The organism is Rhodococcus sp. NPDC055112, assembly GCF_053607505.1.
This window is the reverse complement of sequence record NZ_JBSGTR010000008.1, coordinates 103,107-123,674: the sequence shown is the minus strand read 5'-3', so window position 1 is coordinate 123,674 and position 20,568 is coordinate 103,107. Positions and strand designations below refer to the sequence as shown.

22 protein-coding genes and 2 pseudogenes are annotated in these 20,568 nt (G+C 67.0%); 13 read left to right on the top strand and 11 right to left on the bottom strand.

Features of this window, described 5'->3' with window-relative positions; translation table 11 throughout:
- Nucleotides 1-176: 176 nt before the first annotated feature.
- Both ACWFRB_RS06745 and ACWFRB_RS06740 read right to left on the bottom strand, forming a co-directional pair.
- Nucleotides 177-707 (bottom strand): TetR/AcrR family transcriptional regulator, encoded by a 531-nt coding sequence (locus ACWFRB_RS06745; protein WP_452639761.1) that lies wholly within the window; start codon nucleotides 705-707, stop codon nucleotides 177-179.
- Between the two features lie 22 nt (nucleotides 708-729).
- Nucleotides 730-2,247, bottom strand: a complete 1,518-nt coding sequence (locus ACWFRB_RS06740; protein WP_452639714.1) for an MFS transporter — start codon at nucleotides 2,245-2,247, stop codon at nucleotides 730-732.
- Between the two features lie 240 nt (nucleotides 2,248-2,487).
- On the opposite strand from ACWFRB_RS06740, the gene ACWFRB_RS06735 reads away from it, so the two are divergent.
- From ACWFRB_RS06735 to ACWFRB_RS06725, 3 genes and pseudogenes are all read left to right on the top strand, one after another.
- Entirely contained in the window at nucleotides 2,488-4,002 is a 1,515-nt protein-coding gene (locus ACWFRB_RS06735) for an MFS transporter (protein ID WP_452639712.1), read from the top strand.
- Nucleotides 3,974-4,216, top strand: a pseudogene (locus ACWFRB_RS06730) (TetR family transcriptional regulator); the annotation flags it as partial. The gene ACWFRB_RS06735 and the pseudogene ACWFRB_RS06730, both read left to right, overlap by 29 nt.
- 3 nt (nucleotides 4,217-4,219) lie before the next feature.
- Nucleotides 4,220-4,609: an acyl-CoA-like ligand-binding transcription factor gene (locus tag ACWFRB_RS06725; RefSeq protein ID WP_452639760.1), complete on the top strand. Its 390-nt coding sequence runs from the start codon at nucleotides 4,220-4,222 to the stop codon at nucleotides 4,607-4,609.
- A 183-nt stretch (nucleotides 4,610-4,792) separates the two neighbouring features.
- Here ACWFRB_RS06725 and ACWFRB_RS06720 read toward each other — a convergent pair whose 3' ends face one another.
- Nucleotides 4,793-5,797, bottom strand: coding sequence for an ankyrin repeat domain-containing protein (locus ACWFRB_RS06720; RefSeq protein ID WP_452639711.1), 1,005 nt, complete (start codon nucleotides 5,795-5,797; stop codon nucleotides 4,793-4,795).
- 574 nt (nucleotides 5,798-6,371) lie between these two features.
- On the opposite strand from ACWFRB_RS06720, the gene ACWFRB_RS06715 reads away from it, so the two are divergent.
- Complete coding sequence (locus tag ACWFRB_RS06715; RefSeq protein ID WP_452639709.1) at nucleotides 6,372-7,082, top strand: histidine phosphatase family protein; 711 nt, start codon at nucleotides 6,372-6,374, stop codon at nucleotides 7,080-7,082.
- Between the two features lie 368 nt (nucleotides 7,083-7,450).
- Here ACWFRB_RS06715 and ACWFRB_RS06710 read toward each other — a convergent pair whose 3' ends face one another.
- Nucleotides 7,451-8,263 (bottom strand): SDR family oxidoreductase, encoded by an 813-nt coding sequence (locus ACWFRB_RS06710; protein WP_452639707.1) that lies wholly within the window; start codon nucleotides 8,261-8,263, stop codon nucleotides 7,451-7,453.
- Nucleotides 8,260-8,697: a hypothetical protein gene (locus ACWFRB_RS06705; protein ID WP_452639705.1), complete on the bottom strand. Its 438-nt coding sequence runs from the start codon at nucleotides 8,695-8,697 to the stop codon at nucleotides 8,260-8,262. Before ACWFRB_RS06705 ends, ACWFRB_RS06710 begins: the two co-directional genes overlap by 4 nt.
- A gap of 362 nt (nucleotides 8,698-9,059) precedes the next feature.
- Here ACWFRB_RS06705 and ACWFRB_RS06700 point away from each other — a divergent pair, with 362 nt between their 5' ends.
- Nucleotides 9,060-9,743, top strand: a complete 684-nt coding sequence (locus ACWFRB_RS06700) for a TetR/AcrR family transcriptional regulator (RefSeq protein ID WP_452639758.1) — start codon at nucleotides 9,060-9,062, stop codon at nucleotides 9,741-9,743.
- Nucleotides 9,744-9,890: 147 nt separating this feature from the next.
- Here the strand turns inward: ACWFRB_RS06700 and ACWFRB_RS06695 are convergent, their stop codons facing one another.
- Entirely contained in the window at nucleotides 9,891-10,511 is a 621-nt protein-coding gene (locus tag ACWFRB_RS06695) for a hypothetical protein (protein WP_452639704.1), read from the bottom strand.
- A gap of 372 nt (nucleotides 10,512-10,883) precedes the next feature.
- On the opposite strand from ACWFRB_RS06695, the pseudogene ACWFRB_RS06690 reads away from it, so the two are divergent.
- Nucleotides 10,884-11,069, top strand: a pseudogene (locus ACWFRB_RS06690) (hypothetical protein); the annotation flags it as partial.
- A 55-nt stretch (nucleotides 11,070-11,124) separates the two neighbouring features.
- Here the strand turns inward: ACWFRB_RS06690 and ACWFRB_RS06685 are convergent.
- Nucleotides 11,125-12,318, bottom strand: coding sequence for a hypothetical protein (locus tag ACWFRB_RS06685; RefSeq protein ID WP_452639702.1), 1,194 nt, complete (start codon nucleotides 12,316-12,318; stop codon nucleotides 11,125-11,127).
- 296 nt (nucleotides 12,319-12,614) lie between these two features.
- Between ACWFRB_RS06685 and ACWFRB_RS06680 the strand changes: the two genes are divergently transcribed.
- From ACWFRB_RS06680 to ACWFRB_RS06670, 3 genes are all read left to right on the top strand, one after another.
- Nucleotides 12,615-13,106, top strand: coding sequence for a DUF6301 family protein (locus tag ACWFRB_RS06680; protein WP_452639701.1), 492 nt, complete (start codon nucleotides 12,615-12,617; stop codon nucleotides 13,104-13,106).
- Between the two features lie 129 nt (nucleotides 13,107-13,235).
- A complete protein-coding gene (locus tag ACWFRB_RS06675) occupies nucleotides 13,236-13,748 on the top strand; it encodes a DUF6301 family protein (protein ID WP_452639700.1) in 513 nt (170 codons plus the stop codon).
- Between the two features lie 360 nt (nucleotides 13,749-14,108).
- Nucleotides 14,109-15,206, top strand: a complete 1,098-nt coding sequence (locus ACWFRB_RS06670) for a 3-deoxy-7-phosphoheptulonate synthase (protein ID WP_452639698.1) — start codon at nucleotides 14,109-14,111, stop codon at nucleotides 15,204-15,206.
- On the opposite strand, the gene ACWFRB_RS06665 is transcribed toward ACWFRB_RS06670, so the two are convergent.
- Genes ACWFRB_RS06665 through ACWFRB_RS06655 form a run of 3 tightly spaced genes read right to left on the bottom strand, consistent with a single transcriptional unit; the run spans nucleotide 15,172 to nucleotide 16,708 of the window.
- Nucleotides 15,172-15,804: an alpha-ketoglutarate-dependent dioxygenase AlkB gene (locus ACWFRB_RS06665; protein WP_452639697.1), complete on the bottom strand. Its 633-nt coding sequence runs from the start codon at nucleotides 15,802-15,804 to the stop codon at nucleotides 15,172-15,174. The two genes, ACWFRB_RS06670 and ACWFRB_RS06665, sit on opposite strands and share 35 nt — an antisense overlap.
- 48 nt (nucleotides 15,805-15,852) lie before the next feature.
- Nucleotides 15,853-16,197, bottom strand: coding sequence for a hypothetical protein (locus ACWFRB_RS06660; RefSeq protein ID WP_452639695.1), 345 nt, complete (start codon nucleotides 16,195-16,197; stop codon nucleotides 15,853-15,855).
- A gap of 13 nt (nucleotides 16,198-16,210) precedes the next feature.
- A complete protein-coding gene (locus ACWFRB_RS06655) occupies nucleotides 16,211-16,708 on the bottom strand; it encodes a GbsR/MarR family transcriptional regulator (RefSeq protein WP_452639693.1) in 498 nt (165 codons plus the stop codon).
- 118 nt (nucleotides 16,709-16,826) lie between these two features.
- Between ACWFRB_RS06655 and ACWFRB_RS06650 the strand changes: the two genes are divergently transcribed.
- The 4 genes from ACWFRB_RS06650 to ACWFRB_RS06635 all read left to right on the top strand — a co-directional run bounded on the left by ACWFRB_RS06650 (nucleotide 16,827) and on the right by ACWFRB_RS06635 (nucleotide 19,531).
- A complete protein-coding gene (locus tag ACWFRB_RS06650) occupies nucleotides 16,827-17,471 on the top strand; it encodes a LysE family translocator (protein ID WP_452639691.1) in 645 nt (214 codons plus the stop codon).
- Nucleotides 17,472-17,580: 109 nt separating this feature from the next.
- The gene (locus ACWFRB_RS06645; protein ID WP_452639689.1) at nucleotides 17,581-18,009 is read left to right on the top strand and encodes a CBS domain-containing protein; all 429 of its coding nucleotides are present in this window, start codon (nucleotides 17,581-17,583) and stop codon (nucleotides 18,007-18,009) included.
- Between the two features lie 12 nt (nucleotides 18,010-18,021).
- Nucleotides 18,022-19,065, top strand: a complete 1,044-nt coding sequence (locus tag ACWFRB_RS06640) for a zinc-binding dehydrogenase (protein WP_452639688.1) — start codon at nucleotides 18,022-18,024, stop codon at nucleotides 19,063-19,065.
- A gap of 40 nt (nucleotides 19,066-19,105) precedes the next feature.
- Nucleotides 19,106-19,531: a VOC family protein gene (locus ACWFRB_RS06635; protein WP_452639686.1), complete on the top strand. Its 426-nt coding sequence runs from the start codon at nucleotides 19,106-19,108 to the stop codon at nucleotides 19,529-19,531.
- Nucleotides 19,532-19,546: 15 nt separating this feature from the next.
- Here ACWFRB_RS06635 and ACWFRB_RS06630 read toward each other — a convergent pair whose 3' ends face one another.
- On the bottom strand, nucleotides 19,547-20,566 hold the full coding sequence (locus ACWFRB_RS06630; protein WP_452639684.1) for an AraC family transcriptional regulator: 1,020 nt from the start codon (nucleotides 20,564-20,566) through the stop codon (nucleotides 19,547-19,549).
- Nucleotides 20,567-20,568 lie beyond the last annotated feature (2 nt).

The following is a 20,568-nucleotide window of genomic DNA, read 5'->3' as shown; positions in this document are numbered from 1 at the left end:
CCCCTGCTGAGTCGTATTCGGTGCTGCTCTGGATGATTCGCCCAGATTCGGCGCCAGCAGTGGCGCCCGGACCAGCAGATCCGTCAGGCAGCCTTATGGATCGCCACCACATCGGGTGCGAAGACTGACCGGCCGGAGTTCGTCGCCGCGATCGGGTCCGGCCCATCCGGCGGTGGTCAGGGGCCCGCCGGGGCCTCGCCGCAGAGCAGGGGTTGCAGGAGTGGGACGTACAGGTCGGCGACCTTGTCGGGGTCCAGTTGGGTGAGCTGGTCGGCTTGGACGGTCGCGTAGAGGGCGCCGAGGCCGAGGAGAACGCCGATGGCCATCTCCGCTCGCAGCGGGGCGCCTGGGCCGGGGAGGCGGGCGGCGAGGGCGTCGATGACCTGCGTGCGGAAGTTGGCTCGTGCCTGCCCGCCGAGCTCCAGGTGGTGGCGGGAGAAGGCGATGCGCAGGATCGGGTCGCGGGTCTGTCCGCGTTGGGTGGCGAGCAGGTGCAGGACCATGTGCCGGGCGAGGCTTTCCAGGGGTGCGTCGAAGAGGGCGGTGGCTTCGGCGTCGAAGGTGAAGACCTGGGTGAACAGGTGTTCCTTGGTGCCGTAGTACTTCATCACTAGCGCCGGGCTGACGCCTGCGTCATCGGCGATGGCGGCGATGGTGGTGTCGGCGTAGGCGTGGCGTGCGAAGGCGCGCCGGGCTGCGGCGAGGATGTCCGCGCGGCGGGCGTCGGCGTCACGCGGTCGTGACGGCCGGTCCGGGGCCGGGTCGGGCGTCGGCGGCGGTGTCGGTGCCGGTGGGTTCTTGGACGTCGTTCGCAGGCGGGCGCTGCGCGGGGAGGGGGAGCTCGGGTCGGGCATCTTGTTCAGTCTCCTGGAGGGGGGACGGCGCGGGTCGCGGCTGGCGCGGGATGAGGCAGGCGGCCGCGCAGGCTAGCAGGGCAACCGCGCCTGCCACGGCGAAGGCCAAGCGGTACCCGTCCAGGGTCGGCGCCGCCACGCCCGCCGTGTCGGCGAACAGGCGGGTGTGCTGGGCCAGCACGGTGACGACCACTGCGCTGCACAGGGCCTGCCCGATGGTGCGCGTGAGGACGTTGAGGCCGTTCGCCGCGGCGGTCTGCTCCAGCGGCACCGCCCGCATGATCAGCATGGGCAGGGCGGAGTAGGCGAGCGCCGTGCCGACCGAGACCACCGCCGCGCCCGCGATGACCGCCCACAATTGCCGACTGTCGGCGAAACGCAGACCATAGCCGGCCGCGATGACCACCGTGCCCAGGGTGAGGGTGGTCTTGGGTTCGCGGGTGGCGGACAGCCGGGCGGACAAGGGAGCGCACAGCACCATGATCACACCGCTGGGCAGCAGACATACACCCGCCGCCGCCACTGAGAGTCCCAGGCCGTAGCCGGTGGCCCGGGGCGCCTGTACCAATTGCGCGGTGACGAGGGAGTTGGCGTAGAAGGCGAACCCGGCCAGCAACGCGGCCAGGTGCGGCAGCAGAACCGCTGGACGCATGGCGAGGCGCACGTCCACCAGCGGCCGCGACACGCGGCGCTGCTGGACGGTCCAGCCAGTCAGGATCAGCAGCGCCGCCCCCGACAGACCCAGAAGCCGCCAACTGCCCCAGCCCCACTCACCCGCTTTGGACAGCGCCAGCAGCAGAAACACCAGCCCTGCACTCAGCCCGCCCGCCCCGAGCAGGTCGAAACGCCCCGGTGACCGGACCGGCTCCTCCCGCAGCAGCCGCCACGCCAGGGCAAGCACTCCCGTCGAGAGCATGGTCATGGCCCAGAACATCGCGTGCCAGTCCGCGTACTGCACCAGCACCGCGGCCAGCGGCAGGCCGAGAGCCGCGCCGACGCCCACGGTCGAACTCATCAGCGCCACCGAGGAACCCATCCGCTGCGGCGGCAGCACACCCCGCAGGAAACTGATCGACAGCGGCACCACCGCGGCGCCCACACCCTGCAGCGCCCGCCCCACCAATAGCCACGGGAGGGTGGAGGCGAATGCGCACACCAGCGACCCGGCGGTGAGCGCCCCGAGCGCGAGCAGCAGCATCCGCCGCTTGCCGTACATGTCCCCAGCACGCCCCAGCAGCGGGGTGGCGACCGCGCCGGTCAGCAGCGTGAGCGTGACCACCCACCCGACATCGACCGGCGCCGCGCCGGTCAGGCGGGGCAGCTGCGGCAGCAGCGGCACGACTGCGGTCTGCACCAGCGTGGTGACGATGCCGCCTGCCGCCAGAACAGCCATGACGCCACGGTCGGCGGTCAGAGACGTCGATGGATGCGAATCAGTGGGCACAGCGAAACCCCCTCGAAGGTGAATGGCGTTCACCACGCTAGGTGAACGCCATTCACTTAGCAAGAAAGGTCGGCTATCGGGACGGTCATCCAGGGGAGTGGCGATGGATGACACGCCAAGTTTTTGACAGCAACAGTAAAATGAGAGACACTCTCATTATCAAGTTGAAGCCAAATGATTGGAACTGTCATGAAAGAACCGGGAGTGCGCCGTTGGCTGGCCCTCGGCGCCCTGGCCGTCGCCATGCTGACCATTGGGCTCGACGTCACCGTCCTGACCGTCGCCCTGCCTACCCTCGCCGTCGACCTCCAGGCCGACACCGCCGCACTGCAGTGGTTCAGCGGCGCGTACACACTCGCCCTCGCCGCCTTCATGCTTCCGGCCGGCGCGCTCGGTGACCGCTACGGACGCAAGAAGTTCCTGCTCGGCGCCCTGTTGCTGTTTGGTGCGGCCTCGATCGCCTGTGCCTTTGCGGCCTCCTCCGGACAGCTCATCGCAGCCCGCGTGGTGCTCGGCGTCGCGGCGGCCGCCATGATGCCGCTGTCCATGTCGGTGCTGCCCGGCCTGTTCCCCGAACCGGCGGAGCGTCAGCGCGCCCTCACCATCTGGATCACCTCCACCGCCATCGGCCTGCCGCTCGGCCCGATCGTCGGCGGCTGGCTGCTGCAGAACTTCTGGTGGGGTTCGGTGTTCCTGCTCAATGTGCCCATGGTGGCCATCGGTGCGACTGCCGTCGCGCTGCTGGTGCCGGAATCGAGCTCCGGCAACAAGTTCCGGATCGACTTGCCGGGTGTCGCCCTGTCGGCCATCGGAATGCTCGGTCTCACATATGGTTTCATTCGCTGTGGGGAGGAGGGCTGGGGCGACGGCCTCGCCTGGGCGGCCATTCTCGGCGGCGTGCTCGTGCTCGGGGCGTTCGTGCTGTGGCAGCGGCGCGCGGCCTATCCGCTGATCGACCTCCGACTCTTCGTCGCACGCGGGTTCCGTTGGGGTACCGCCTATCTAGTTCTCGTCAACTTCGCCATGTTCGGCATCTTCTTCACCATGCCGCAGTACTTCCAGTCCGTGCTCGGCACCGACGCCCTCGGGAGCGGGCTTCGGCTGCTGCCGCTCATCGGCGGGCTCGCTGTCGGTAGCCGGGTGGTGGACAGCGTGTTGCCCAAGGCCGGGTTGCGCGCAGTGCTGACCGCCGGATTCGCTCTGCTTGCAGCCGGACTCGGCATGGGTGCACTGCTCACCGTGGACAGCGGCTACGAGCTCGCGGCCACCGCGCTGGTCCTCCTCGGATTCGGTATGGGCCTGGTCATGCCCGCCGCCATGGGGCTGGCCATGGACGACCTCACCCCTGAACGCGCCGGCTCCGGCTCGGCCCTACTGCAGGCGCTGCGGCAGGCGGCGGGAACCATCGGCGTCGCCGTGCTGGGTACCGTGTTGTCCACGCAGTACCGCTCCAGCCTCGGCGAGCTCAACCATGACCCCATCTCCGATGGTGTCAACGCCGGAATCGGAGTCGCGCACAAGCTGGGCGACCCGGCGGTGCTCACCCACGTGCAGAGAGCATTCATGGACGGCATGAGCGTCATGCTCTGGGTGTGCGCCGCGATCTGCCTGGCCGCCACCGTTCTGGCCGCGACGCTGACCCGGCGAGCGCCGGCGACGCCGGAGCCCGAGACTGATGCTGCACAATCGGTTCATGCCAGCTGAGTCCACCAACGCTCTACATTCCGAGGAACCCTCACGTCGGCCCAAGCCGACGCTGCGGGAACGGAAGAAGGAACGCACTCGGCGCACCATTCGCACCGAGGCGTTCCGCCTTTTCCGGGAACAGGGCTATACCGAGACCACCGTCGAACAGATCGCGGACGCCGCGGAAATCTCACCCAGCACCTTCTTCCGCTACTTCCCGTCAAAGGAGCAGGTGGTGCTCGCCGACGACCTGGATCCGGTCATGATCCAGGCCATCGAACGCCAACCCGCCGATATGCCGCTGCTCGCGGCCCTCCGCCAGGCCACCATCGAATCCTTCGAGGAGATCTCCGACGAGGACTACGCGTTCGAGAAGGAAAGGGTCGACCTGGTGTACTCGGTCCCGGAACTGCGCGGCGTCATCGCCCGGGAATTCGAGCGCAATATCGAACTGATGGTGGGGCTCGCGGCGGCGCGAACCGGGCGCAGCACAGAGGATTTCGAGATCCGCGCGCTGGCGGGCGCGCTCACCGGGGCCATGCTGGCACAGGCGGGGCGCGACCCGTTCGATCTCGATCAGATCCTTCGCATCATCGATTTCCTGGGTTCCGGAATGCCGATCTAGGCCGGCCGCATGCCGATCAGGCTCGCCACCGTGCCGTCGGTGGCGGTCGAGAAGAATCCGCCCCTCATGTCCACGAGGCCGACGCGCCTCTTCTCGGTTCCGCCGGTGGCCTGTCTGAACTCGTGCTGCGGGCGGGGGATCGATCGCTGCTCGTCCGGCTCGATCCTTCACAGCCTCGATCCTTCACAGCACGGCCTGTCCCCACTTGTCGGTGCCGATCATGCGGGACTTCGCCGAATCGATCCGCCATCGCCTGCTTCTGCGGACGCAGACGAAGATCCACTCGTATTCGTGAACGGCCTCGACCGGCTCCAGATGCCGGACGTGGAGCTCACGACGGGAGGCGGTCGGTTCGGTCTCGTCTACGAGCGCGAACTCGGGTGAGATGTCCGGGATCGCGCCGATGGCGGCACGCACGTAGCGTCGATTTCCGGTGGTGCAGTGGGCGGCTGCGATTGCGCCTGCGACCTCGAGCGCCGCGACAAAGCCGTAGTGCTCGCCCTTCGACTCGGCGGCCTGCAGCGCCGGCCAGGCCGCGGCTTCCCACGCGTGAATGGCCCGAATGTAGCTCCAGACCACCTGAGCGGGTGATGCCGTGTCAGGGATCGGAGAACCAAGACCATCGAGTACTTCCGGCTCCCACGTCAGTTCGGGCCAGGGGCGCGCCGTCGATGGTTCCCGGGGTGCAGGGGGAGTTGCTCCCGCCTCGAGCAGGATCGTCACAGCCGCGTCGTTTCGGTGCTTTTCCGCGAGCGAGAGCGCGTTTTGTCCGCGATTGTCCTCCAGCTGAGGGTCACCTCCCGCGTCGAGCAGCAGTCGGAGTACCTCGGTGTGCCCGGCAGAGGCCGCGAGCATGAGGGGAGTGTGGCCCATGAAGCTGTTCGCCGAAAGCTCGTTCGGACCGGAACCGTGAGCAAGCAGGACCCTGGCCACCTCGATGTGGTCTTGAACGGCAGCCCACTCCAGCGCGGTGTGACCGACCGCTGTGCACGACGCCGTTCGATCCGCTCCGCAGGCGAGAAGCCGTTCCACGATCTCGGGATGCCCGGCGATGGCGGCCTCCAAGAGCGGGGTTCGCCCGGTACCCGTGCGCCGTTCTTCGATGTCGTCGCCAGCGTCGATCCGCGCAGACAGCGTGTCGAGGTCGCCGCGTTCGGCGGCCTGGCCGAGACGATGATTCAAGTGCATGAGGACCTCTGTTCCGACGGATGGGCATGATCGTGCCGGCCGATCAGGTCGTCTGCTCGACGGTCAGGGTCCGGCAGGTTGATTCGCGGATGAAAGCGTAGAGCGCCGCCTTCATCACAGAGGTGTTGGCATTTGTTCGAGACGGTTCGTTGCTGAACAAATGTGGCGGTTCGATCATCAGGCTGATGCGTTCCCTGACCGGCTCAAGCGAACTTTCCGGGCGAACCGAACCGGAAGTCGAGCACTATGCCACCGCTCGGTGTCGCCGGCGAGAGCGTTCGGATCCGAGCTAACGGATCAACGTGCAGTATCTGGCCGCATCGGCGGCAGACCCAGCGCCATGACACGGACGCCGCTCGCACCTCCGCTCCCGGTGGTTTTCGCCCTGCGCGCGGTCCGGTGCGCGAGGCTCCCGATGGATGGGACACACCGTAGTCGGTTCTGGCAAATAGCTGCTTCTGTGAGATGCGACACGCCAAATTTCGGTTCTTCGGCATACCTGAAGTGGCGTTCCCCACGATGAAAGGCGTTCTCACCCATGCGAATCCGATCTCTTCGACTATCCATTGCGGTGATGGCGGCCGCGGTCGCGGCCACAACCGCTACCGCTGGCGTCGCGTCCGCCGACATCGACTTCGGAAGCTCCGGGGGCAGCTCCGGCAGCAGCGACGGCGAAATGGTCATCACCCTGGTGCGCCATGCCGAGTCCGCCGGAAACGTCTCCGGCCTGATCGACACCAAGGTGCCAGGACCCGACCTGACCCCACGCGGTCAGACACAGGCAGGCAACCTGGCCATCCAGCTGGCCGACCAGGATTACGACTGCGCCTTCGCGTCCAACATGGTGCGTACCCAGCAGACAGCGGCACCGACCGTCGCCAAGCACGACCTGAGCCTCAACATTCAGCCCGGTGTCCGGGAGATCGAGGCAGGCGAGTACGAGGGCACCCCGGAGGCTGCGGCGCTGTCCGGTTACCTACAGTCGCCGATCAAGTGGCTCTCCGGCGACCTGAACGCACGGATTCCAGGCTCCATCGACGGCAACGAGTTCGACGCCCGCGTCGATGAGGCACTGCTTAATGTGCAGCGCCGCGGCTGCACCAACCCGGTGATCTTCTCGCACGGCGGCACCATCATGTTCTGGTCCATGATGAACGCCAGCAACGCCGACAAGAGCAAACTCGGCACCGATCCGATGCGTAACGGCGGCCACGTCACCCTCAAGGGCAGCCCGCAGAAGGGCTGGACGATTGTCGAGTGGGTCGGCCACCCGGACCTTGGCTGATTCACCCTTCCGTGCCCCGGACGTCATCGACACAATCGATGGCGCCGGGGCGCAGTCGTATCTCAGCCCAGAGCCCCCATGCCGACAGCTCGCCACTTGGTTCGTCCGAGCCAATGCCGCTGGCCAACCATCCTGACCAATGGCCAACAATGTTGACGAAGTGGCCAACTCGGGTGACGAATGGCCAAGCGCGGTGACCGTTCACACCCACCCGGGGGTGTGAACTGTCATCCCAGTTGGCATTTGCCGGGGTTCTGACAAGTGGTGTGACAACTCGGGTGACGACGCCATGACGCGATTGGCGTCATCGAAGTTGGCAATTGCTTCGATGAGTGGACGGCCAACTGCAGAAGGTCGAGCCCGTGAATTCAGGAGTGAATTCGGTTGAGGTAGTCCTTGCGCTGACCGGAGTCGTAGGCGCCGTAGTCGGCGCCGCCGACAAACCGTTTGAGCCGCCACATGATTCCGGCCGGGAGCGTCTCCTCTAGGACGCTGATCGGGGCGAGGTAGCGCGGGACGGTGACTTCGCCGCGACCGTGGCGTGCGCTGTCGACGATGGCGGCGGCGACGGTGCCGGGTTGCAGGGTGGGCTGTAGTCGTAGCCGGACGCCTGCGGTCAGCTCGGTGCGGGTGGCCGCGGGCAGGACGGTGGTGATGGTGACGCCGCTGCCTGCAAGTTCCGCGCGGATCGCGCGGGTCAGCGCGACGACACCGAACTTCGACGCGCAGTACGTCGCGATCCCGGGTGTGGTGACCTTGCCGGCCATCGAGGACACATTCACCACGTGCCCGCGGCCGCGTTCGAGCATCCCCGGCAGGGCCAGGTGTGTACCGGTCAGCACCGCGCCCAGGTTGATGGCCAGCTCACGCTGCAGCGCTCCCAGGTCGAGGTCGGTGAACCGTCCCATGTGCTGGATGCCTGCGTTGTTGACCAACATGTCGACCGGCCCGGATTCGGCTGCGGCGTCGAGGAAGTCCTGGAACGACGCCTCGTCGGTCACGTCGAGCGAGTGGGCGTGTACCCGCGGTCCCAGGGCGGCGGCGGTGGACGTGGCAGCGGTGAGGTCACGGTCACCGATGTGGACGACGGCACCCCGTGTAGCGAGTTCGGCCGCGGTGGCCCGTCCGATTCCGCGGGCTCCACCGGTGACGCAGACGGTGGCCACACAGAGGTCGATCACAGCGCACTGCCCACGGGGTGGCGCAGCGCGAAGTACGCGATGAGGCGGGGCGCTCGGTTGCCCTTGAGGAGCAGTGCGCGTCCGAGGTAGACGCCGGGAATGAGCTGCACGATCTCGTCTCGGGTGTGCCGGATCGGGAAGGTTCGCACGCCGGGATTCTTGTGTCGCGGCACCGCGTAGTCGAGGGCGCACACCGTGACTTTCGGCTCGATCAGCCCCGCGTCTGTCGCGAAGTCGAAGTGGAATCCTTCCATCTCCCCGTCGACCTTGCGGAGCCCGAGGTAGCCGGCGGTCACCACCGGCATTGCGAACTGTGCGATGGGGGCCAGCCTGTTCAGGCCGGTGCCTGCGGCGCGGTTGAACGATTTGCCGCGCCAGGTCGGGTCGATCTTCATCAGCTGGTTCGCCAGCACGGCCTCCGGGATACCGAACAAACTTGCCCACGATCAGGCCCTCGAGCTTCCCGTCGAGTCCGTCCGGCTCGGTGCCGGCGCCGAACAGCGACGCCAGGGCACCGCGGTCATCCCGGTCGCCGAGTTCACGCAGGTACGACCACGCCTCCCGGCGGGCCCGGGCGGGGCTGTGGTCGGCGAGTGTCCGCAGTTCGCGCAGTACGTCCGGGATCGCGGTGGTTGTCCCGGAGCCCTCGGTGATGTCGTTGGTTCTCGTGCCGGATGTCATGTCGCCCCCAATCTGGTACCAATCCGTACCCAATAATGTGGTACCGAACTGTGCCAAAATGTGGTGGCACCTGTCAACGGCTCAGCACGCAGAGGTTGATGGGAAACTCTCTGACATGAACTCGCCGATCAACGATCGAAGCTATGGGGGCGAACCCGCCGCCGAGCGGATCCGTCGACGTCGGGCGAGCCTGCTTGACGTCGCGCTGACGGCGATGGCCGAGGACCGCTGGCGTTCGGCGACGGTGGCGGGGATCTGCGCCGAGGCCGGACTGAACAAGCGTTACTTCTACGAAAGCTTCCCGGACCTCGATGCGCTGTCCAGTGGGGTGATCGACGAGATCGCCGAGGAGGTGGGGGGAGCGGCGGTCGCGACGTACCTCGCTTCGCTGGAGCGTCCGCTTGACGTTCAGGCGAGGGCCGCCGTCGACGCCGTGGTCGGTGTGCTGGGTACCGACCGGCGCAAGGCGCGGGTATTTCTCGGCGGAACTGCGGGCGCTCCCATCGCGCATGCCCGGCGAGACGACGCCATCCAAGGTCTCACCGCCATCCTCGTTGAGCATGCTCGCGCCATCCACGATGTCGAACTGGAGACCGACTCCCTCGCCTCGACCGGACCCGCCTTCGTCATCGGAGGCACGGCACACACAATTCTCGCGTGGGCAGAGGGCACCCTCGACATCACCAGAAGTCAACTGGTGGAGGACATCACGGACCTGTGGCTCGCGCTTGGCGCGAAGGCTGCGGAGATCGCCCATGCGCGCCAGTCCACACCAGACGTCGGTACCGTCAAGCGATGATCGAGCGCGCGTGCCGCGCCGGGTGTGAATCGTCATCGGAGTTGTCATCCGCAGGTGCGCCGACCTGTGGTGTGACAACTACCGTGGCGACTTTCAGTCGCGGTCGTGGTCACGACAGTTGGCAATTTGTTCGCGCGAGAGCAACGGCTACACCGCGGTTGGCCAACCGATCTCCGTGATGTCGTCGGTTAGGTCGACGATGACCGCGGACGGGTTCAGCGCGGCCACAATCTCGCCGGTCAGAGGTTCGCCGTCGAAGAGGTGCCGCATCGCCTCAACCTGCTCGGTGCTCGGGGTCCGCTCGTAGTAGGTGGCTGCCCAGCTGGCGTGCTCATCTGCGTCGCGGGTCAGCGCTTCGGCCAGGTCAGGAATTCGCAGTTCACCTGCGAGCAACTGCCAGCTGCCCGCGTCGCACGTCGCCAACCACGAGATGCGATCCATCGAAAACGCCGGTTCGCCCCAGAAGTCCTCGAGCCCTTTGTTTGCGGGCGTATGAGCGGCCCAGCCGGCGGAAGGCGGCGGCACCGCCGGACTCTGGGGTTCGTAGGACTTGAATCCGATGACATCATCCGAGATCAGGGCAAAATACTCGGCGCCTTGCCCGTCTCGGGCCGAGGCCATCGACTGTCCGGAACCCCATACCGAGTTGAACGAGTAGTAGCGGTACTCCCACTCCGGGCACAGGATCGCGTCGATCATCGCGAGCGCCTTGGCCCTCTGCGAAAACGCCCGGCCAACCGGAAGAGCTTCGATGGTATTGCGGTTCATGGATCGAATTTAACTGGGGCGACCGACACCAACCGGAGCTGGCGGGCCACACAACTCGGGGATCCCTCGGTGCGCTGTCGCGGTGGCAGGCGCCTCGTTGCAGTCGTACCGAGTGCGAGACGAGCGTGCATCGGCGCTGTGCCAACTATCTTGACGTATGGCCATCTGTGATGACGGTTCACAGGCGCGGGAGGGGGGGTGTGAATCGTCATCGTAGTTGTCATCTCCTGGCGCTCTGACCTGCGGTGTGACAACTAGGGTGGCGGCGAAGCGAATCGATCGTGGTCAACGTAGTTGGCAATTGTTCGCCGGAGTGGGCGGCGGCTCACCGTCTCAGAAGCGGCGGCATGGCCTGGCGGGTGCATCTGATCGCTAGCGGTCGAGCAGATGCGGCGCGAGGGCCGTCGCATAGACGACGACCTGCTGGCCCACATCAGCCCGGCACACAGTGAGAACATCAGCTTCATCGGCGCCATCGAAGTCGACATCGATGCCGAGCTGGCACAGCTCGGACCTACTGGGTACCGTCCGCTCCGCGTTCGTGACACCTTGTTCTGACTTGGCCCCGGGCTTCGGCTGCCGTCGGTGCTCGGGGGCCGGAGCGACCGCTGCGTTATGTGCGACTGACTCGCTGTGCTCGCGCAGCGTCGTAGCCGGGAAATCGATCGCGCAGAGCCCGGTCGAATTCTTCTGCCCGGTCACGATCTTGGTCGTTGTGGAACTCGTAGTCCGCGAGGAACCACGCCATCAGATCGGAGGCCAGCTCATCGCAGTCTTCCAGCACACACAACGCTGCGGCTGATTGCAGGAGCCGGAATCTGATGTGCATCCCGTATGACCGCCGTTGTGGCTGCCTCGCTGCGGCAACGAGTTCTGCGAGGGTGGTCCGGTCGGCCAGCCAATCGGCCACAGGCCCGTCGACGAACTCGACGAGCTGGCCGACACCCTCGGCGATTCGGTCCGGATCGTCGATGACGATCGACCGTGGCAATCCGGTGAACAACTCGTCAATCTGCATCACGAGAGAGTGCCAATCCGGCTCGAGAGGCGCGGCTGTCCTCGGCAGAGCGCGGAACAACTCCGTGACCGGCTGCGACAACAGCATTGCCTCCCAACCGAACCGGACACCGGCCGGCAGATTGAAGTCCACGGTGAGCTCGAGCGCGACTTGTACTCCTGTGAGGTCCGTCGCCGCCGCAAACCACAGCGAGGCGCGGCTATTGTTGGGTTCTATCGGGGCGAACCCGCGCACGCTCAGTGCCTCTGTGACCGCGAGGCGGAATTGCTGAAGGGTGGCAGCTTGCTCTACCGGCGCCAAGAGCTCGTAGTGCCGTTCGTCCAGCACGTCGCCACACACGTAGTCGGTCAGCCTTTTGGCGATCGAGAGAATTAGATTCGCCGCATGGACGTCTTCGCCGTCGTCCTCCTCGTCCCGCAGCTGCTGGACTTCGGGATCGAATTCCGCGGGCAGTGCCCCTTGCTGTTCCCATTCGCCGCCGTCGCTGAGTGCCTCGCACTGCTGCTCGCCATCGTGCCACCTCGACAGATAGGCGTAGCCGGGGCCGTCGATTTCCGACACTGCCCACAGTCCACCGCCACGCGACAGCGCTGCCAAGTCCCAGGTGTCGGCCACCTCCTCATGGGCGCGGTCCTCGACGATCAGGTAACGCCCGTCCGGCAGCCGCCGACCCACGAACGGCTCGGCGGGAGAGTCCGCCCAGATACCGGTCGGCGCCAGCCCCAAACGCCGGTGTACCTCCTCGCGTGTGAGGTCCTGAAACGCAATCCAATTCGATGAGAAACCCATTGCCGGTGTTCGGTCCTTTCGTGAGGTGCTGAACCCTAACCGGGCGCACCGACATCGAGACGTCACGCGGGACCGGCCAGGCACAAGTGCGTTGATTCATGCCGGGTCGGCTGATGGAGTCGCCTGCGATGTGCGCATGATGCCGATGCTGCCCAACCAGGGCGTTCTTCGAAAGTAGTTCGGCCATCGGCCATCAGCCATCAGCCGTCGACCGCGTGAGCGAGGGTAGTGGGGTCCTCGTACCCGTGGGCTTCGTCGCCACGCAAGCTCGAAAACGAAGGAAGTAGCATCCACGCATGCACGTCGACATCGAAGGCGCCACCCGGATCGCCCGCCTCGCAGCAGAATTCGACTGGACCTGGGCCGTCGATGACCTGGAACCCTTCTGCGCACAAGCCGGATGGGAGCTCGTCGAACTCAGGCAAGGCGGCGGCTCGATTCGGACGAACTTTCATGTCAGCCGACCGACGGCGCACATGTTCGGGCGGCAACACAGAATGAAGTGGATCACGATCTACGTCACGGATCTGGCAGATGACGCTACGCCCATGACAGTGGTGCGCCCGCTGCTGGACGAAGGGTTCACGAAACTCGATGTGGCACTTACCGCACTCCTGGGGACAGCCACGAGCGCCGAACCCGGACCAAAGGCAGCTCTCAGATGGGACCTGTCCAAAGTGGTCGTCGAACTCAGTATGAGCTTCAGTGCGATCCACCTCGATCTGACGAGTCCGGGATATCAAGCATGGATGGATGAGCCCGAACCGGAGTACGAGGACGAGGACTAGCGATCGAGGTCGGCGAGATCGCATCCGGTACCGAAATCAACCCTCACCGCTGGCATCGTAAGGAACTTCGCTGGGATCCGCCGAACGTGGTGATCATCCTGTCGGCTGCGAAAGGCATGATTGCTGATCGTGCACGCTGATATCGAAGGCGCGGTCGGAATCGCGCGCCTGGCCGCCCATTTCTGCTGGACGTGGGACTCCGAGGACCTCGAACGTTTCTGCGCCGCCGCCGGCTGGCAAGCAGAGCGCTTCTCCGATACCGGAGCCACCCTCACCACGAACCTCGACATCAATCGTCGCAGCGGCAACGCGTCCCTGACTTGGGGACCCCTCCAAAACATACGGTTGTGGGTGACCGACGTAGCCGATCCCGACACCGATATTCCGGAGGTGATGGCGGAGTTCCTCGCCGAGTTGAGCGTGCCGATGGCCGCGGAGTTCGGGGATGGAACCCCCGTTACCGCCGGTATTGTCGAGGAACTTCGTTGGGATCTGCCGAACGTGGTGATCATCCTCTCGGCTGGGCTCGGGGCCGTCACCATGCGGCTCGTCAGCCCCAAGCATCAAGCGTGGACCGACGAACCCGAAGAAGAATGGGACGACGAAGAGGACGACGATGAGGACGAGGACGACGAAGACTGATCGTCGAGCGCGTCGATCAAGCACCTCGCTCCATCCACGCCGATACCGACGGCGGTACCTGGCAGCCGGATTCGGCCAAGATCGGCCCTGCTGTGACAACTACCTGGCAAATTGCCAACTACGGTGACAACCGTGCCAACTACCTGACGAATTGCCAACTACGGTGACCGTTCACAGGGGGGTCGCGGGGCGCTGCTACAGTGGCGCCCATGCAGCGCGCATATTTCTGGTTTAGCAGGCTGGCCCCGGGTGGGCCGGTCGGCGTAACCACGCGCTGACTTCCTCCACCCCGAGCCGCTATCGACCGGCTCGCGGGTGTGCATGCATTCTCCTGGGTCGGCCTGAACGAACAGGACACCCATGACCCTCACTCTCGACACCGATGCGCTCGGCCTCGACGACCAGCGCACCGTCTCGATCAGTCCGTTGGCCGCGCCGGCCGAACTGCGTCGCGAATACGCCGTCGACCCCGCCGTCGCCGCGACGGTGCGCAGCGGTCGGGACGCGACCGTGAACATCCTCGAGGGCCGCGACGACCGCCTGATCGTGGTGGTCGGTCCGTGCTCCGTGCACGACCCGGAGGCCGCGATGGATTACGCGCGCCGGCTCGCGGCGAAGGCCGAACAGCATCGCGACGACCTGCACATCGTGATGCGGGTGTACTTCGAGAAGCCGCGCACGACGCTCGGGTGGAAGGGTTTGGTCAACGACCCGCACCTCGACGGCAGCTTCGACATCAACACCGGCCTGCGGATGGGACGCAAACTGCTGCTGGACATCTCGTCGCTCGGCCTGCCTGTGGGGTGCGAGTTCCTCGACCCGATCACGCCGCAGTACATCGCGGATCTGGTCAGCTACGGCGCGATCGGCGCAAGGACCGCCGCGAGCCAGGTGCACCGCCAGCTCTGCAGCGCGCTGTCGATGCCGGTCGGGATCAAGAACTCGACCGAGGGCGACGTGCAGGTGGCGGTCGACGGGACCAGGGCGGCGGCGGCGAGCCACGTGTTCCCCGGCACCGACCTCAACGGGCTGTCCGCGCTGATCCGCACAGCGGGGAACCCGGATTGCCACGTCATCCTGCGCGGTGGCACCGACGGCCCGAACTACGACGCCGCGACCGTCGCGGACACCATGGCGCGACTGGCGAAGGCGGGCCTGCCCGAGCGGGTCGTCATCGACGCCAGCCACGGCAACAGCCGCAAGGACCACAACAAGCAGGTCGACGTGGTCACCGATGTCGCGGCGCGGATCGAGGCGGGCGAGGCCGGCATCTCGGGGCTGATGCTGGAGAGCTTCCTCGTCGCGGGCCGTCAGGACCTGACCCTGGGGCGGGCGGACGAGCTCACCTACGGTCAGTCGATCACGGACGCCTGCCTGGATTGGGACACCACCGAGGCCCAGCTCGACCGGCTCGCGGGCGCGGTCAGCGCACGCCGCGCGTCCGGAACTGCACGCTGATCCGCGGTCCGGTGGGGCGGGTGCTCTTGGGGACGGCGTGCTCCCAGGTCCGCTGGCAGGACCCGCCCATGACCAACAGGTCGCCGTGGCCGAGCGAGTACCGAAGGGAGGCTCCGCCACCGCGGGGCCGCAGGGCCAGGGTCCTCGCGGCCCCGAGGGAGACGATCGCGACCATCGTGTCCTCGGTGCCGCCGCGCCCGATGGTGTCGCCGTGCCAGGCGACGCTGTCGGCGCCGTCGCGGTAGTAGCAGAGCCCGGCGGTGGCGAACGGCTCGCCGAGCTCGCGCCGGTAGTGCGCGTCGAGGGCCGTCCTGGCCTCGGTGAGCAGTGGGTCGGGAAGGGTGGCGTCCTCGGCGTAGAAGCTCACCAGACGCGGGACGTCGACGACGCGGTCGTACATCTGCCTGCGCTCGGCCCGCCACGGGACCGTGTCGACGAGGTCGGTGAACAGCCGTTCGGATCCCTGCAGCCAGCCGGGGCGCACGTCGATCCAGGCGCCCGAGGTCAGTTCACGCCTGCGGACGCTGTCACCGAGCGGCTCGAGCCGAGCGCCCTCGGTCGGGTCGTCGAACAGCGACGCCTGCACCGCGATGTCCACGGGCGGAATTCTACGCCGAGATCGAACAATTGTTCTAGTACTGGGCTGCTATTCGGCGGTGAGCTCCGCGAGCTGTTCGGCCGCGGTGGTGTTGCCCCGCTCGGCGAGGCGCCGCAGTTCGTCGAGGTCGTCCCGTTCGGTGGCGAGTTCGATGAGCTGGTCGGCGGCGTCGGAATTACCGCCGTCGGCGAGTCGCCGCAGTTCGTCCATGTCACCCGCCTCGCCTGCGAGTTGGATCAGCTCGTCTGTCGCGTCGGAGTTTCCGCCGTCGGCGAGTCGCCGGAGTTCGCCCAAGTCGCCGAGTTCGACGGCGAGCTGGATCAACTCGTCGAGGGCGGTCGCGTCGCCGTCCTCGGCGCGCTGCCGCAGGGTGGTCAGGTCGTGTTCGGTCATGATCGGCAACCTCTCAGATGTGGGGAGCGGGAAGCGCTCCCGATCGGCGGAGTTCGTCGCGATGGGCGTGCCACTCGTCGAGCAGGGCAGGAAGTCGCTCGCTGAGGAACTCGGCCAGCGCGACCATCTCCTCGAGGGGCGCGCGACGATCTGGCGGGGCGTCGGCCAGCAGCGCCAGCCCCTCCCTGAACAGTGCCGCGTGCTCGCGATGGACGGCGGAATCGAAGTTCTGGGGTTGCCTGCTCACGGTATCCAGGCTCACCCGGTCCATCCGCTCGCCCGCGACGCGGGTCCGCCGCGCCATCTGATAGCCCTCGAGCAGCTTGACGGCGCCGGTCACGGCGCTTCGGCTAGCCAGCAGCGCGTCGCCCAGCTCGTCGATCGTCTGCTGTGGCGGATCGCAGACGAAAAGGTATCCCAGCAGTCGCCCCGCCATCGGCGGAAACCCGTACTGGCGTGCATAGAAGCGGCCGACGTGGTCGGCGAAGATCAGCTGCGTGTCGTGCGGCACCCCTCGACGGTAACAGTTATGACTGAGATGACACGGATATGTGTCATCTCAGTTGGATAGCCAGTGGCGCTCAACTGGCCCGCGACAAGGGCGTGCGCCCCGTGCGAACCTCATCGCCATGATCACCGGCGCGGCAGTTCTCGGGGTCTCGGCGGTCGCACTGGGCATGGTGCTCACCCCCGGGCCGAACATGATGTACCTCGTCTCGCGCAGCGTCACCCAGGGCAGGCGCGCGGGACTGATCTCGCTCGGTGGCGTCGCCGTCGGCTTCGCCTGCTACCTGGCGGCCGCGACCGCGGGGATCTCGGCGGTCTTCGTCGCGGTGCCGCAGCTCTACCTCGCGGTGAAGCTCGCGGGGGCGGGCTATCTGGGGTGGCTGGCCTGGCAGGCGCTCCGGCCGGGAGGGGTCTCGGTGTTCGCGCCCCGGCGGCTCGCTGCCGATTCCGCCACGCGCCTGTTCACGATGGGGCTGGTCACGAACCTGCTCAACCCGAAGATCGCCATCATGTACCTGGCGCTGATCCCGCAGTTCATCGATCCGGCTGCGGGGCGGGTCTGGGCCCAGAGTCTCGGTCTCGGCGGCGTGCAGATCGCGGTCGCGTTGACCGTGAATGCCGCGATCGTCGTTGTGGCCGGCACCATTTCGACGCTCCTCGACGCCAGGCCCGGCTGGTTGCGGGTGCAGCGCTACGTGATGGGATCGGTGCTCGGCGGGCTGGCCGTCACCCTCGCCCTCGACAGGTCCCGGCCGACGGTCGCCTGACCGGCGGCGATGCGCCCCGGATTCCTTCGTCCGTTGATGGTCGGCGGGGCTTCCGGCTGCCTATGATCGACACAGCGGTAGCCGAGCGCGGATGGATCGGAGTGTCCAGATGCAGATAGCGGATGTGTTGCGGAACAAGGGCCCGGCGGTGGCGACGGTCGGGCCGGGGATCACGGTCGGCGTGCTGATCGGCGAACTCGCCAGGCACAACGTGGGCGCCCTCGTCGTGGTCGAGAACGACGAGGTGGTCGGCATCGTGACCGAGCGCGATGTGGTGCGCCGCATCCACGAGCGCGGTGCCGACCTGCTGAACGCCCGGGTCGGGGACATCATGACCACGGCGGTGTTCGCCTGCCTGCCGACCGACAGCGTCGACAGCCTCGCCGAGACCATGACCGAGCGCCGGATCCGGCACCTGCCCGTGATCGTGGACGGCCGACTGGTCGGCATCGTCAGCATCGGCGACGTGGTGAAGAGCCGGATCGGCGAGCTGCAGGGTGAACGCGACCAACTCGAGGCCTACATCGAACACGGCTGAAGGGAGCCGACCATGGCGGAGACCATGCGCGCCGCACGATTCCATGCCGACTCCAAAAAGACTGTGGTGGAGGATGTCCCGATACCCGAGCCGGGTCAGGGGGAGGTGCTCGTCAAGGTCGAGTACTGCGGGATCTGCCACTCCGATCTGAGCCTGATCAACGGAACCTTCCCCGCAATGCTGCCGGTGGTCACCCAGGGTCACGAGGCGTCGGGCACCATCGCGGAACTCGGTGCGGGAGTTGCGGGCTGGACGGTGGGCGACCGGGTCATCCCGTCCGCGGGTAAGGCCTGCCTCCGGTGCCGCAACTGCAGGCGCGGGGATCTCACCAACTGCTTGAACATCCAGCTGATGGCGTTCGCCTACGACGGCGCCTGGGCCGAGTACACGGTGGCGCAGGCAGGCGGGCTGACCCGGATCCCCGACAACGTCCCGTTCGATCAGGCGGCGATCCTGGCCGACGCGGTGTCCACGCCCTACGGCGCCGTCGTGCGCACCGGGGAGGTCAGGGTGGGGGAGGCCGTCGGGGTGTGGGGCGTCGGCGGCATCGGCACCCATATCGTGCAGCTCGCGCGCCTGGTCGGTGCGGTCCCGATCCTCGCGTTCGACATCAACCCGGTGGTCCGGGAGCGGGCCCTCGAACTCGGCGCGGACCATGCCTTCGACTCCAGGGACCCGGAACTGAGGGCGAGGGTCGCCGAGGCCACCGGCGGCAGGATGCTCGACGTCGCCTTCGATTCGGCGGGTCTCGCGGTCACGTTCTCCCAGGCGCTGGACTGCCTGGCCGTCGGCGGCAGGCTCATCGTGGTCGGGCTGAGCGACCAGGAGGCGCTTCTCGGCACCACAACCGCCTTCGGGCTGTCGAAGAAGCAGGTCAAGGGCCATCTCGGCTACAAGAACGTCGACATCGAGACCCTGGCGGAACTGCTGTCCCGCGGTCGTCTCGACGTCTCGCGCTCGATCAGCGAGATAGTCTCGCTGGAGGACGTCCTGGTCGGCATCGAGAAGCTGGACAAGCACGAGGGCGATCCGATCAGGATCCTGGTCAGGCCCTGAGTCCCCGGACGCTGTCGGTCCCCGGTCGTACTGTCGCGACATGGGATACGAATTTCAGGTGACAGTGGATTCCGCCGACCCGCACACCCAGGCCAAGTGGTGGGCGCAGACCCTCGGTTGGCGGGTCGAGCCGAGCGACGAGGACTTCATCCGCGGGCTGGTCGCCGCCGGGCACGCCGCCGAGGAGGACACCCAGGTGTTCGAGGGCACCCTGGTCTGGAAACTGGGGGCCGCGATCAGCGACCCCGAGCACCAGGAACGCCCGCGGGTGTTGTTCCAGTTGGTGCCCGAGGCGAAGTCGGTGAAGAACCGGCTGCACTTCGACGTCCGGGTCGGCGAGGACAAGCAGGCGGTGGCCGATGGCCTCGTCGCCCGCGGCGCCACGGTCCTGCATCGCGGGCAGGTGGGTCCGCAGTGGTGGATCACGATGGCCGACCCCGAGGGCAACGAGTTCTGCGTCAGCTGAGCGCCTGCTCGGCCGCTAGCGGTATGCGCCAGGGGTCTCGCCGGTCCACCGCTTGAAGGCACGCCGGAACGCGCTGGGCTCGGAGAACCCCAGCCGCGCCGACAGGTCGTCGACGGACTCGCCGCGGCCGAGTCCGGAGATGGCCGCGTCGCGGAGCACCTCCTCCCGGAGTTGATTGAGCGAGGTGCCCTCCTGCCGCAGCAGCCGGCGCAGGTGCGGGACGCTGATCGAGAGCATCTCCGCGATGTCGTCGGCCGTGGAGGTGCGGCCCTTGACCCCGGACTCGAGGACCTTGCGGACCTGCGCGGAGGCCGTGCTGTCGTAATCCCGTTCGGAGAAAAGCAGATTCGGAGACTCCCGCAGGTAGTCCTCCAGCGTCTCCTCGGTCTGGATGATCGGCGCACGCATCACGGCGTTGTCGAATTCGAGTGCTGCCATGTCGGCGCCGAAGGTGACCTTGACGCCGAAGATCACGTCGTAATTCCTGGCCAGCGACGGATCCGGAGCCGGATACGGCACTTCCACCGAGATCAGCTTGACCCGCTTGCCGACCAGCCAGGCCGCGAACCGGTGCAGGAGTATCAGCTCGAAGTCCGTGAGCAGTCGGTCGGCGGCGTCCGCGGTCGCGGCGGGCAGCGCTTCGTCCCGCCGGGGGATCACGACCTGGAGCCGGGTGGTCGACTCGCCGGTTCGAATCCGCAGCGGCGGCGGACCGGGGAGGGCCCGCATGACATCAGCCATCCGCTCGAGCGCGCTGCCGAGGTCGGGGGTGTGGATCAGCGACAGGCAGACCAGTTTGAACGTGCCGCGAGGCACCGGTGCGGCGCCGAGGCCGAACAGTTCGTCGCCGGTCAGTTGCCAGGCCGCCTGGGTGAACAGCGTCAGCTGGTCGGCGGTCAACCGTGCGTTCTCGTCGCGCAGCATGGGCAGGGTGATGCCCGCGGCCGCAAGGGGGATCGACATGTCGAACCCACCGCTTGCGGCCAAGGCGGCGGCCCTGCGCACGAAGTCCGCGGGAATTGTGCGCTGACTCATCG